Origin of the sequence: Brevibacillus sp. IT-7CA2 (assembly GCF_949767855.1) — a bacterium.
Classification (GTDB): Bacteria; Bacillota; Bacilli; order Brevibacillales; family Brevibacillaceae; genus Brevibacillus.
On sequence record NZ_CATKQT010000003.1, the window covers coordinates 128,851 to 144,262 of the forward strand.

The 15,412-nt window shown below is 49.0% G+C and carries 1 protein-coding gene; it reads right to left on the bottom strand.

The features are described from left to right. Window positions 1–104: 104 nt before the first annotated feature. Window positions 105–15,359: a linear gramicidin non-ribosomal peptide synthetase LgrD gene (gene lgrD / locus ACM6JA_RS02510; RefSeq protein ID WP_414851035.1), complete on the bottom strand. Its 15,255-nt coding sequence runs from the start codon at window positions 15,357–15,359 to the stop codon at window positions 105–107. Window positions 15,360–15,412: the final 53 nt, after the last annotated feature.

The following is a 15,412-nucleotide window of genomic DNA, read 5'->3' on the forward strand; positions in this document are numbered from 1 at the left end:
GGATAAAACCTCCAATTTTTATAGTTATTTTAAAGTTTATCATTATTTTGATAATTTTCCCACCCGCCGCCATGAAATGAGGTGACGGATGGGCTTTCATTTTTTTATTGTAAAGCTTGTTCAGGTAATTTGAGTTGGCCGCTTCTGATAAAGTAATCAAGGACTTTACCAAAAACTTCTTCGTCGATTTCCGCGCATTCAATGTCGTTTTGGCGCAGCAAACGAGTCGTTTTATTGCCTACATAGACTACACTTCCTCTGCTAGTGTGGCCGTCTGTGAACAGATTGCCGAGTGGAGCGGCTGAATTGGCCTCATTGCCTTTTTCTTTCGCATCTTCTTGCACCGCTTCAATCCACTCATCCATGGTGACTCGTTCCAATTCAAATCCCCTGTCTTCAATCGCTGAAATCAGGTCTTCGTAATCGGTTGAGTTCGGGTTGAGCAAGTGGAAGTTTTCGCTCAAGCTCTGCTCGGTCATGGAGAGATGAACGATTCCCTTACTTGCAAAATCAACTGGCATCATGTCCAGATCGCCGCTCATGTCAGGAGCTTTGCCCAAATCGATAATCCCGGCTGCAATTCTCCACATCAGGTCGTCCTTCTGGCATGCTCCTGTTTCGCTGTCCCCAGTCATCCGTCCACAACGGTATATCGCCGCTGGAATGCCGCGTTCGCGCGCGAGATTGACGAGATGTTCAGCTACCCACTTGCTCTGTGTATAACCGGAAGTGAGGACGCGACTGTTCTCTGGCATGTCCTCTTCGCGGAAGGCCATGGATTCTTCCGTTTCTTCGGATGCAAACGTGAATATCGTTGAGACGAAATGCACAGGCTTGGTCTTTTTGGCTACAGCAAGGCGGAGGATTTCCTCAGTCCCTTTTACGTTTGCTTTCTTTAGAGCTGCGTACGGATAGACAAAGTTAACGAGAGCACCGTTGTGGTAGAGCACATCCACTTTTTCAGCCAGCTCGGAGAACTGATCTTCGGACAGATTCAGTCGTGGCTTTGCCAAATCACCGATGACAGGGATGATCCGATGCGCCTGCTCCTCATTCCATAACTCGTATAGTTCTAATGTTTGGCGCAGTCTTGCCATTCCTTCCTCTTCGTCAGAAGCTCGAACGAGGCAGTAAATGTCAGCGTCTGTCATCTGTAGCAGGTCACGCAACAAGAAAGCACCAAGGAAACCAGTGGCTCCTGTCAATAATGCCGCTTGGAGCTGACTTGGATCACCCACATACGGATGTTCAGCCTGAATCGCAGGATCGAGTACGACTTCATCCTTGAGTTCCTTTGCGTCGATGTCATGGGAAACAGCAGAAAGACCGTGTTTGAGAATTTCCTCGATGGTCTTGGCCATACCCGCAATGGTCGGGGTCTCGAACAGGATTCGCAGCGGCACCTCAAGCTGTAGCTCTTCGCGAACCTTGAAGATAAGCTGGGTAGCGAGCAATGAGTGACCGCCAATCTCGAAGAAGTTGTCGTGTACTCCGATTTTGTCCATTTCCAGTACGGAAGCCCAGTGCGTATGCAACATAATCTCGACTGGCGTTTGCGGTGCTACGTATTCGACGCCTGATTCCGAGCGGTCGTATTCCGGCTTCGGTAGCGCTTTGCGATCCAGTTTACCGTTAGGCGTCTTCGGTAAGCTCTCCAGGATCATAAAGTGTTGCGGGATCATATAGGCTGGAAGCTTGTCAGTCAGGAAGTGGTTCAGGTCATTAGACGTACTTGTGTGATTCTCTTCGAACACGATGTACGCTACCAGACGTTTGTCTCCTTCTCTGTCTTCACGAGCGACCAGCACGACTTCCTTGACATCAGGGTGGCGTCTCAGGACAGATTCGATTTCGCCCAACTCGATGCGGTAGCCGCGGATTTTGACCTGGAAATCAACACGCCCCATAAACTGAAGATTCCCATCTGGCAAGTAGCGTACGAGATCCCCAGTCCGGTACATTTTCTCCCCTGGCTCACGGAACGGATTTTGCACAAAGCGTTCCATGGTCAGATCGGGGCGGTGGAGATAGCCACGTGCTAAGCCTGATCCACTGAGGTACAATTCTCCCGGCACCCCTACCGGAACTGGTTTGCGATGGCTATCCAATACAAATACTTGCGTATTGAACTGCGGTCGTCCGATCAGTGGTTCGCTGATGGCTCCTTTTTTCACGATGGAGTGTGTTGAGTAAACGGTGTCCTCTGTCGGTCCGTAGAGATTAAAGACTTTTTCTACGTTTTCAAAGGTATACAATTCCTGAGCCAGCTTGTTAGAAAGTGGCTCACCGCATAGGTTCATGACGCGTACCGACGCTGGAATACCATTCATACGCACAAGCTCCATCGCTGCTGACGGTACGGTATTGATCAATGTCACCTGATTAGCTGCTGGCAAGGCTGGCAATTGTAATGCATTTTCCGCCATGATCACTTTGCCACCCATGGTCAGTGTTGCGAACATTTCGTAGACAGACAAGTCAAAGCAGATTGACGTAGAGAACAGTACGCCGCTCATCTCCTCTGGTGTGAATGTGTCGTGTGCCCACGATAGGAAGTAGATGACACTGCGATGTTCGAGTGCTACACCTTTTGGATTACCTGTAGAACCTGACGTGTAGATGACATAGATCAAATTGTCGGAAGTCCCAAGCTTGGTCGGGTTCTCCTCGCTTTCGTCGGCAATTGCTTCCCAATCCCTATCTAGGCAGATCACTTTGGCGTGGTGCTCAGGTAGAATTGGCAGCAGATTTTCTTGCGTTAATAGGACGGGAACCTGTGAGTGTTCGATGATGTAGGCAATGCGGTCTGCCGGATAGCTTGGGTCGATTGGCACATAGGCGCCGCCAGCTTTCATAATGGCCAAAAGTCCAATAATCATCTCGGTTGTCCGCTGTGCGCAGACACCGACGAGCACTTCGGGTCCTACTCCTTGCTTGCGTAAATAATGAGCCAGCTGGTTCGCTTGTCTGTTCAACTCACTGTAGGTAATCGTTTGATCTCCTACGATGAGAGCGATGTTGTCCGGGGCTTTCACCACCATGTCCTCAATCATTTCATAAACGCATTTTTCTTTCGAGTACGGCGCTTCTGTTCGATTCCATTCGGTAATGAGTCGTTGCTCCTCTTCCTCACGCATGAGCGGCAGCAAGGTGATTGACTGATCCGCGTTGGCAACGATTTCTTCCAGAAGCTTGTGGAAATGATCAACCATTCGAACGATCGTACTGTGATCAAACAACGCCTTGTTGTACTCCAAGGTAGCGATGAGACCGTCTGATGTCTCCAACATGGTCACCGTCAAATCGAACTTCGAGGTGACGGCTTCCGCGCCGACGTCAAAGCTGCTTATCTGAATATCATCAACAGGATCTACCTGCATCGGGATGTTTTGCAGAATAAACATCACCTGGAACAGCGGCGAGTAGCTCATGCTACGCTCCAGCTGCAGTTCATCTAACAATTTTTCAAACGGAACATCTTGGTGGGCATAAGCCCCCAGCGCTGTTTCACGTACGCGTGCAAGCAATTCGCGGAAACTTGGTTGACCTGACATATCTGTGCGTAAAACGAGTGTATTGATGAAGTAACCGATCAACTGCTCCGTCTCTTGCTTGTTACGTCCCGCAATCGGAGTCCCGACGAGAATATCTTCTTGATTCGTATAGCGGTACAACAGAGTTTGGAAGGCTGCAACCAATGTCATGAAGAGTGTAGTCGTTTCTTTTCCGCTCAGATTACGCAATTCTTCCAATAGGTCCGCTCCAAACTGAATGGAGAGCTTTTCTCCTTCGTATGTCTGTACAGGTGGCCGCGGGCGATCTGTTGGCAGTTGCAGTAATGGTTCGCTGCCCTTGAGTTTTTCTCTCCAGTACTCGAGCTGTCCATCAAGAACCTCTCCACTTAACCATTCACGCTGCCAGACGGCAAAATCTGCATATTGGATCGGCAATTCCGTAAATGGCGATGCAACTCCTTGACCAAACGCTTTGTAATTGGTCATTAATTCGCTCATCAAAATTCCCATCGACCAACCGTCTGCAGCAATGTGGTGCATCACGAACAGGAACACAAAGTCTTTTTCGTCGAGCTGAACCAGATTGGCACGGAGCAACGGACCTTTGGTCAGGTCGAATGGCTCGAGTGTGGCCTGCTCGGCAAGGCGTTTGACTTTTGCTTCCCGTTCAGCAGGGTCCATAGCCTGCAGATCGGTATGGCTCATGACCCAATCGTCCTGAGGGTGAATCACTTGAACAGGTCGCCCGTCACGAACCTCAAAACGAGTACGCAAGCTCTCGTGACGCTGTATGATGGCTTTCATGCTTTCTTCCCACGCGAATATGTTGAGGTCCCCTTGGATACGTAGGAAGGATGGAATATTGTTGACTGAGCTTCCTTGCGTGAACTGCTCCAGGAACCACAAACGCTGCTGGGTAAATGACAATGGGAGCGGCTCTTTGCGAGATACTTTCACAATCGGTGGAGCCAGCTTGATGGATGTTTGCTTGGTGAGCATAACCAGCTGTTCACTAAGCCCTTCGACTGTCGGGTATTCAAACAACGTACGAATTTGCAACTCCACCCCAAAGATTTCCCGCAGGCGAGAAACTGTCTGCGTTGCGAGCAGGGAGTGTCCACCTAATTCGAAAAAGTTGTCATGTACGCCCACTTTCTCTATGGAGAGGATTTCAGTAAAGACGTTGGCGACCATTTCTTCCACTGGGGTACGTGGAGCGACATATACGGCTGTAAGCTGGCCCCAATCTGGCGTAGGTAATGCTTTGCGGTCAATTTTTCCGTTGACCGTAAGTCGAATTTCCGGAAGCCACATGAAATGCGTCGGGATCATGTACTCGGGAAGTTTCTCTTTGAGCCAGAGCTTGATTTCGTCAATGGACGTCTCCTGCTCTAAAGCATTGGTCAGATACGCTACCAATCGTTTGTCACCAGGCCTAGCTTCTCGCGCAATAACAACTGCTTCTTTGATTGCTTCATGTTGTCTCAATGCCTCTGCAATTTCGCCTAACTCGATACGGAACCCACGGATTTTTACCTGATCGTCGACACGACTGATGTAGTCCACGTTGCCATCTGGCAGATAACGAACGAGGTCGCCTGTTCGATAGAGTCGTTCTCCCGGTTGACCGAATGGATTCGGAATAAAACGCTCTGCTGTAAGCTCTGGACGATTCCAATAACCACGCGAAAGACTCTCGCCACCAATGTACAGCTCTCCCGGAACACCGATAGGGACTGGCTGAAGATTTCGATCTAACACGTACAGCTTGGTATTCGGGAATGGACGACCAATAGTCAGGGCATCATCAGCATCCGTTAAAAGAGCGATGACCGTACCAACTGTTGCTTCCGTCGGTCCGTAGCAGTTATAAAATTTTCGTCCTTTTGCATAGTGCGCAACCAGTTCACGGCTGCATGCGTCTCCTCCGACCTCAAGGCAGACCAGATCCGGGTACTCTTCAACAGGTAGTGACGCGAGTACCGAAGATGCCATCGATACCTTGGTAATGCGACGTTCACGAAGGGTGCGAACGAGGTCTGGGCCTGGTAACAGAGACTCACGATCTTCGATGACTAACGTTCCTCCAGAGAGCAGAGCCTGTAAAATCTCAGAAATGGAAACGTCGAAGCCAAATGACGTAAATTGCAGGACACGGCTGGACTCGTTTATTTCGAAGTAATTCATGTAAGCCTGCACCATATTCATCACACTGCGATGCTCAACTGCTACCCCTTTTGGCAACCCAGTGGTACCGGATGTGTAGATGACATAGGCGAGATTGGTTGCTACGACACCGCTTTGTGCGTTTTCTACGGACATCTTCTCGTAGAGCAGTTCTTCATCCAGGCAGATGACGTGCGCTTTCGTTTTTGTGAATGGCTCAGCAAGTCTCGCTTGTGTCAGCACGACAGCTGCTTGTGAATCTTCCAGCATGAAGGCCATTCTTTCTTCGGGATGAGCTGGATCAACCGGCACATAGGCTGCCCCCGCTTTTAACACACCAAGAATGCCAATGATCATTTCCATGGAGCGCTCCACGCAGATGGCAACAGTCGTATCAGGCTGCACGCCTTGAGCGAGTAGCAGATTCGCCAACTGGTTGGCTCTTTGGTTCAGCGCCGCATACGTCAAGGCTTGTTGTTTATACTCAAGTGCAATGTTTTCAGGAGTTTTCGCGACTTGTTGTTCAAATGCCTTATGGATGCAAAGATCGCGTGGATACTCCTTCTCCGTGCGATTCCAATCGATGAGTACCTGCTCGCGCTCGATATCGTCTATCAACGTCACGTCACTCAGAAGCATCTCCGGAGACTTGCTCATAGTGACCATGAGTTGGGTAATTTGGCTCAAGACCCGGTCGATCATCGCGTCATCAAAACGGTTTTGTTCATACTTGAGTTTGATGGCCACTTGCTTGCCTGGTGCTGCCACCAACGTAAGTGGATAATTCGTTTGTTCGACAGCTGCTACGTCGTGAATTTCCAAAGAAACACTGGGCAAAGCTGAATTGGACTCGTCTGTTTCTTGCTCTGCTGCTTGTACAGCCGGATAGTTCTCAAATACGAGTATTGATTCAAACAGTGCAGATCCACGCGGCAGTTCGCTCCATCCTTGGATGTCGAACAGCGGAGTGTATTCATATTGGCGTATCTCTAGCTGTCTGTGCTGCAAGTCTCTCAGCCACTCTAGCATGGTCGCGTTCGTCTGCAAGGATATCCGTACAGGTAAGGTATTGATGAAGGAGCCTACGATCGTCTCAACATTGGAGAGGTCTGCCGGACGACCTGAACCTGTCGCCCCAAAAATGACTTCCTCTTCCCCGCTGTAGCTTCCCAGAATCCAGCCCCACGCCGCTTGTACCAGGGTATTGAGTGTTAACTGGTGTTCGCGTACGAATTTTTGCAAATGCTCGCTTGTTTCTTCTGATAGGAGGATGCTCTTCTCTTCGTATTGCTTCGGCCCCGCGGTGACTACTGCTTTGCTCATTCCCAAGCTGGTTGGTTCGTGGAAGCCTTTTAGTTGGTTTACCCAGAAGCGCTTCGCTTCCTGCATATCCTGACGTTTCAACCAAGCAATGTACTGGGAAAACGGCTGAGGATGTCCAAGCTTAACATCTTGGCCTTCGCTAATCGCGGCATAATAAGCAAACAGTTCATTCAGTACCAATGGAACGCTCCAACCATCAAGGAGAACGTGATGGAAGCTCCAAACGAAACGATACCTTTCCTCTCCTGTTCGGAAGACAACCCATCGTGACAAAGGTACATGTGTAATATCGAAGCTTCGTCTACGGTCTTCCTCCAGAAAAGTGGTAAACATCTCATCCTGTACATCCGAATGCAGATGGCGCCAATCTTCCTGACGAAGAGAAACTCTAACTTCTTTGCGGACAATTTGGTGTGCTTGATTCAAACCTTCCCAGATGAAGTGAGTTCTTAGAATGGAATGGCGGTCCATCACTTTTTGCCATGCTTGCTCGAATACCGGTACATTCAGGTTCTTGAAATCAATCGCAAATTGGACGACGTAATCCCCGCTGTCGCTTGCATACAGGGAGTGGAACAGCATCCCCTGTTGGAGCGGAGAAAGTGTATAGATATCCTCGATGTATCGGTCAGAACCGATATGTTTGTCGATGCTCTTCTGATCCAATTCAGCCAGAGGAAAATCGGATGGGGAGTAACCGCCAGCTTCCTCAGTTGCACAATGGGCAATAATCTCACGAAGCGCATCCATGAAGTCCTTCGCGACTGCTGTAATCGTGCTCTCTAGATGAATCTTCTCACTGTATCGCCAAGTCATATGCAGTTGTTCCCCTGCAACGACACCATTTACGTCGATCAGGTGGTGTCGCCCAGCCTCTTGGCTCAGGTTGGAACCGCTGGACTCAGGTGCCCCGCCAAATAAGGAATCGCCATCGACAATTTGATCGATTTTGCCCATGTAGTTGAACAGCACTTGTGATTGAATGCGGGAAATTTCATCGACAATATTCTGATCTCCATGGAGGTAACGAAGAACGCCATAACCAAGCCCTTTGTTTGGGATCGCACGCAGTTCTTCTTTGGTCGTCAAAAGTGCTTTTCCTACGGAGAATGTTTCGTCCCATTGAAGGTGCACCGGATACATGCTGGTGAACCAACCGATGGTACGGGACAGATCGATTCTCTCGGACAATTCTTCACGGCCATGCCCTTCTACGTTTACGAAGACAGATCGATTACCCGTCCATCGAGTAAGTGACTTCGCCAAAGCGGTTAGCAGGACGTCGTTGATCTGGGTGCGGTATGCCTGCGGTACGTTTTGCAGGAGTGCTTTGGTTTCTTCGTTAGTCAATGTAGCGCTGACGGACTTTGTCGTTGCTTCTGTATTTTCCCCAGCCTCTGTCACGTCCACAGGTAGTTGTGCTGAATCGACAGAGGATTTGCTCATCCAGTATCTTTTTTCGTTTTCCAAAGCATCTGAATTCGCGTAGCGCTCCAGTTCATCCGCCCATTCTTTGTAGGATGTCGTTTTCGCTGGTAGTTTCACCTCTTGCCCTGCGGCAATTTGTTGGTAGGCGTTTTGCAAGTCCTCGAGAATGATGCGCCACGATACCCCGTCTATGACTAAGTGATGGGCGACGATCAACAGACGATTGGGCTGGTCTTGACCCAAATCGAAATAAATGGACTGAACCACATACCCTTCAAACAAATTCAGACTTGCCTGCGTCTCATCTGCAATCTTTTCGATGGCCTTGAATTGCTCATCTGGTGTAAGGTGGGACAGATTTTCAATCCGGAATGGAATCGTATCACTTGGCGCATCCATCTCTTGCTTCCAGCCGAACTCTGTCTGTGTATAGCGCATGCGTAAAGCATCGTGCTGATAGAGTAAGTGCCCTACCGCCTGTTTCAGTGCTTCCTGATCAATGCCTGCCTGGATGGAGAGCAGCACGGATTGATTCCAGTGATGTCTGTTCTTTAACGGAAGCTGGAAGAACCACTTCTGAATCGGCAAGAGTGGCAATTCGCCGATAATCGGTCCTTGTTCAGCAAGGATCGCTTCTTTTTCCTCTACGACCTCTGCTAATTCAGCGATGGTTTGGTACTCGAATAATTGCTTCGGAGTGAGCCTTAGACCTGATTGATTGGCACGTGACACAATCTGGATACTGAGAATCGAATCACCACCAAGCTCGAAGAAATTATCGTGTATACCTATTTGGTCAATCCCGAGCACTTCTTTCCATATCGCGGCAAGCTGTTGCTCCTTCTCCGTAGTTGGTGAGACAAATTTTCCTTCCAACTCAGGACGATTGAAATCAGGTGCAGGCAAATTTTTACGATCTACCTTTCCGTTTGGTGTGAGCGGCAGATATGCTAACGGGATGAAAAACGCAGGTACCATGTAATCAGGCAGTACTTCCTTTAGTGCTTTGCGGATGTCACTTGTGGCAATCTCCGTGTCCGCTTCTAAAACCAGGTAGGAAGCAAGACGCTTCGTCCCTTGATGATCCGTGCAGACAGTGACCACTGCTTCTTTTACCGCAGGGTGACCGAGAATGGCTGTTTCTACTTCCCCCAGTTCGACGCGGAATCCACGAATACTCGTCTGATCATCTGCACGACCAATGAACTCAATGTTGCTGTCCGTCAGGTAACGCACCAAATCCCCTGTACGGTAGAGACGTGCTCCTTCTCTTTCACTAAAAGGATGGGTGACAAAGCGTTCTTGTGTCAGTTCGGGACGGTTCAGGTAGCCGCGCGCCAAGGAACTTCCACCAATATATAGCTCACCAGTGACTCCTACGGGAACAGGCTGCATACGCGCATCGAGAATATAGACTTGCACGTTGTCAATAGGACGTCCAATGGATGGTGCAAAGCTTTGTCCTGTCCCTATCGGAACGATACCTGCTGTTGCAACGACTGCGTTTTCGGTTGGACCGTATTGGTTCACCAGGGTAAACGGCAGATTCGCACTTGGATAGTGATGGAGCTTGTCTCCTCCTGTCAGCATGTAACGAAGCTTGGTATGGCTTGGCCAATCCAGAGCCAGCAAGCTCTCTGTTAAAGGCGTCGGCAAAAAGCTGATGGTGATCTCAGAATGAATGAGCCAATCACGAAGTTTTTCCGGTACGAGACGGATTTCCTCTTCTGGCAAATAAATTGTGGCTCCTTTTGCTAAATAAGGCCAAATTTCCCATACAGATGCGTCAAATGCCGTCCCGGAGATCTGCGATGCTCGATCTGCGGACGTGACATTATATACTCGTTGATGCCAAGAAATTAGATTGAGAAGCGCGGTGTGCTCGATCTCAACCCCTTTTGGCGTACCTGTCGAACCAGATGTATAGATGACGTAAGCAAGCTGGTTCGTCGTAGTCAAGTTCATTGGAGTCGTCATATTTTCTTGGGAGATCGACTCCCAGTCTGCGTCTAGGCAAATCAATTGGCTCGTACCCGCAGGGAGTTTTTCTGCGAGTCTTGCTTGTGTAAGTACAATCGACATACCTGCATCCTGCATCATGAAGGCGAGACGATCCTTGGGATACGCTGGGTCCATTGGTACGTAGGCACCGCCAGCTTTCATGATTGCCAGTTGACCGATCAGCATCTCGATAGAGCGCTCAACGCAGATCCCAACCAGATTTTCCTGACCGATTCCCTGTTTCTGCAGATAATGCGCCAGTTGATTCGCTTTGGCATTCAATTCCGCATAGGTAATGGATTGGTCGCGTGTGAGAACAGCCGGCTGGTTGGGCATTTCATGAGCGAGCTGATCCACCAGTTCATGTACGCAATGATCCTTGGAGTAGGCAACTACGGTGTTGTTCCATTCAGATACTACCTGCTGCTGTTCCGTCTCCCCCATCAGTTGTAGAGCGGTGATGTCTTGATTTGCGTTGGCAGCAACGGCTTTGAGCAGCTGTGTAAAGTGTTCGATCATTCGTTCTACTGTGTTCTGATTAAATAGTGATGTGTTGTACTCGAATGTAGCGGACAGACCGTCTACCGTCTCTGCCATCGTTAAGGTGAGATCAAACTTGGTTGTCTCTACCTGTTGATTCCCTTTTGGTGGCAAAATGCGAATCCCTTCAAGTGCTTCTACCTGAACCGGAATATTTTGCAGAACGAACATCACTTGAAACAATGGTGAATAGCTGAGACTGCGCTCTAATTGCAGCTCGTCTACGAGCTTTTCAAAGGGTAGATCTTGATGGGAATAGGCTCCCAAGGCTGTTTCTCGCACACGGCTAAGTACCTCTCTAAAGCTAGGGTCGCCTGACAAATCTGTTCGCATCGCCAATGTGTTGATGAAAAATCCAATTAATGCTTCTGTCTCTTGGTGACTGCGTCCTGCTACAGGTGTACCGACGAGGATATCGTCCTGTCCTGTATATCGATACAGAAATACTTGGAATGCGGCGAGCAACGTCATAAACAACGTCGTACCTTCACGTTTACTCAAAGAAAGCAGATTCGTCATCAATTCTTTGTCATACATCAGTGTGATGCTGTTTCCTTCATAGGACTGAACAGCAGGACGGGGACGATCTGTCGGCAAGGCGAGAAGCGGTTCTGCTCCACCCAGCTTTGCACGCCAGTAGGACAGTTGTTTTTCCAAAACGTCTCCTGTAAGCCATTCGCGCTGCCATGCCGCATAATCTGCGTATTGTATAGGCAGATTGGTTAGTTGCGGTACTTTTGATTTGCTAAATGCCTGATAGCAGGTAAATAATTCACTGAGTAAAACACCCGCTGACCAACCATCGGCGATGATATGGTGTACGTTCAGCAGGAAGATGAAATCCTGCTCTCCTGTTTGAATAATCGTCGCACGCATGAGAGGTCCTGTGACGAGGTCAAACGGCTTGTTCGCATCTTCTTTGGTCAAGCGTTGTCCTTCGTCGTCTCGTCTATCTTCTGGCAGCTCTCGTATATCCATTCTACTCAGTTTCCAATCAATCTCTGGATGAATCACCTGAACGGCTTCCCCGTTGATGTCGGAGAACGTTGTACGCAAGCTCTCGTGACGGCAAATAATCATCTGCAAGCTTTGCTCCAGCGCTTCAATGTTAAGCTCTCCTTGCAAGCGAACGGCAGTTGGGATGTTGTAAAGCGCACTGTTTGGCATCAAGCGGTCAAAGAACCATAAGCGCTGCTGTGCAAACGAAAGCGGTAAATGTCGATCACGTGAAACTGGTACGAGCGGAATGCTGGAAAGTCCAGAATTGTCCTCGTTCATGGATACAATCAATTCACTGAGTCTGTTGACTGTTGAATATTCGAATAAGGCACGGAGCGGTAAATCTACGCTAAACGCTTCTTTTAAGCGGGAGATGGTTTGCGTAGCCATAAGAGAATGGCCTCCAAGCTCAAAGAAATCGTCGTAGCTACCGACTCGTTCTACCGAGAGAACCTGCGACCAGATGTTGGCTACCAGTTCCTCTGTAGGAGTACGGGGGGCAACGTAATTACGCTGCGCGGAAAGCTGTCCCCAATCTGGTACTGGTAGTGCTCGTCGATCTACTTTTCCATTAACCGTGAGCGGAATAGTCTCTAGCCATACAAAGCCTGCTGGTATCATGTATTCAGGCAACGATTCTTTCAGGAACAGAGCGAGCTCCTCGGCGGTTGGCTTGTCTCCCGTTGCTACCAGATATGCGGCCAAGCGTTTGCCTCCCGCTTTTTCTTCACGAACCATGACCACAACTTCTTGGACGGCAGGATGCTGTCTGAGCGAATTTTCAATTTCTCCCAATTCAATGCGGTGACCGCGTATTTTGACTTGGTCATCCATACGTCCAAGGAATTCGAGGTTGCCGTCTTGCAGATAGCGAACAAGGTCGCCCGTCCGATAGAGTAGTTCTCCTTCTTTACCGAACGGATGAGTGATAAAGCGCTCTTCTGTTTGTTCAGTCCGATTCCAGTAGCCGCGCGCCAAACCTTTTCCTCCGATATACAGTTCACCTGGTACACCGATAGGCACGGGCTGCCTATTTGCATCCAGAACGTACATCGTCGCGTTGGCAATTGGCCGACCGATAGGCGGATTACTCATTCCAGCCTCACAACGCATCATAGTGGAGCAGACAGTTGCTTCCGTTGGACCGTAGCAGTTGAAGAACTGGCGATTCGCCGCATAGCGTGCCACAAGTTCACGGCTCGGAGCTTCTCCGCCTACAATCAAGGTGCAAAGATCAGGCAGGTCAGCTTCAGGCAGTGCTGCTAGTACGGAAGAAACCATGGATACGGTGGTAATGCGTTGTTCTTGCAAAACTTGGATCAGCTCAGGGCCCGGCAAAAGGGACTCTCGATCCTCGATAACTAGCGTCGCACCAGCGAGTAAGGCCATAACCATCTCGGATACCGATACGTCGAAGCTAAATGAGGTAAATTGCAGAACACGACTGGTTGGCTGAATATCAAAAGCATGGATCAAGGCATGAGCCATGTTTATCACACTGTGGTGCTCTACCATTACCCCTTTTGGCTGTCCTGTTGAACCAGATGTATAGATTACGTAGGCAAGGTTATGTTCTGTGACCTTGCAAACAACGTTGGCGATAGGTTCATTCGTTAAAGGATTGCCGTCTAAACAAATGACATTCGCCTGTGTTGCTGGCAAGATGTCCATGAGAGACTGCTGGGTTAGCAACACATTTGTTTGTGAATCCTCGACCATATAGGCGATGCGCTCTTGCGGGTAAGCCGGGTCTATCGGTACGTAGGCAGCTCCCGATTTTAAAACGCCGAGTATACCGATGATCATCTCAGGGGAGCGATGCACGCATATGCCGACGAGTGTATCCGGTTTGACCCCTTTACTTACGAGCTGATGTGCCAGTTGGTTTGCTCGCTCGTTTAGTTCCTTGTAGGTTAGCTCCACGTTTTTATAGGTAATGGCAATCGCATCTGGTGATTTCTCCACTTGTTGTTCAAACGCCTGATGAACGCACAGGCCGCTCGGATATTCCTCCGCCGTCTGATTCCACTGAACGAGAACCTGTTCACGTTCGTTTTCGCTGATCATCGAAAGGTCGGCAATCCGTTGCTTGGCGTTTTTGGCGATAGAGATCAGTAGTGAATGAAGCTGATCAAGAACTCGCTCAATAGATGAAAGCTCAAACTGACTTTCATCAAATTTGACTTTGATGTCGATTGTTTTGCCTGACGCGGCAACCAAGGTAAATGGATAATTGGTTTGCTCCTCGGAATGTACATCCACTATCGAAAGCTCACTCTCTCCACTACCGCCGCTAGAATTACCGACAGGAGTATTTTCAAAGACGAGAATGCTCTCAAACAGGGATTGTCCACGCGGCAAGTCGCTCCAGCCTTGGATTTCCACCAGTGGGGTATATTCGTACTGGCGGAAGTCGGCTTGCTGTTGTTGCAGAGATTTGAGCCAATTGATAACGCTCTCCTCTGCTTTTACCTGCACCCGGACAGGGAGTGTATTAATAAACAGACCAATCATCGTCTCGACTCCAGGCAAATCGGCAGGACGTCCGGATACAGTGGCACCGAAAATAATGTCGTCCTGTCCACTGTAGCGATTCAACAGCAGTGCCCATGCGCCTTGCACAATCGTGTTGACCGTCAGGCGATGTTGACGAGCCAATGTCTGTAATGATTTGGAGATTGGCTCGGAAACGGTCAGATCTAGCTCCCGATAATTTTTCTGATCAAGGTACGGGTTTTTATAAGCTCGACCGAATGAAAGTGGCGTGGTTTCCGTAAAGCCTTGTAGATACGTGCGCCAAAACGCCTCCGCTTGCTTCAAGTCCTGCTTTTTCAGCCAGACGATGTAGTCACGGTAAGATTTAACCGGAGGAAGTTGCACTGGCTGCCCTTTGCAGAGCATGTTGTACGCCGCAAACACTTCCCCGAAGACTAACGGCATACTCCATCCGTCTATGAGCACGTGGTGCAAAGTCCACGAAAATTGAAAGGTATTACTACTCAAACGGAACAGATTTAATCTCATCAACGGCGCTTCTTCGATATTGAAACCACGTTTGCGATCATCTTTGGTAAAGGTATGAAGAAACGCTTCTTGTTCGGAAGAGGAAAGATGAATAATGTCATGTTCCACCAGGGAAACCTTCAGCTCTTTCAAGACAACCTGGACGTATTCTTTTACTTTCCCGCCAATAAACCTGGTGCGAAAAATAGCGTGTCTGTCTACGAGGCATTGCCATGCCTGTTCGAATAACGGAATGTTCAAGGGACCTTGCAGCTTCAACCCCATCTGTACGATATAGGCTCCGGACTCTGGTTCCAGCAAGCTGTGGAAAATGAGGCCTTGCTGCAAAGGAGTAACGGGATAATACGTTTCAATGTTATTCATCTTCTCCTGCCCACTCCCATAAAAAATTTGCCATAGAGGCGCCGTGTTTGACG

Coding starts and splice junctions, on each gene's coding strand:
- lgrD (WP_414851035.1), bottom strand. CDS start 15,359: ATGAATAACATTGAAACGTATTATCCCGTTACTCCTTTGCAGCAAGGC.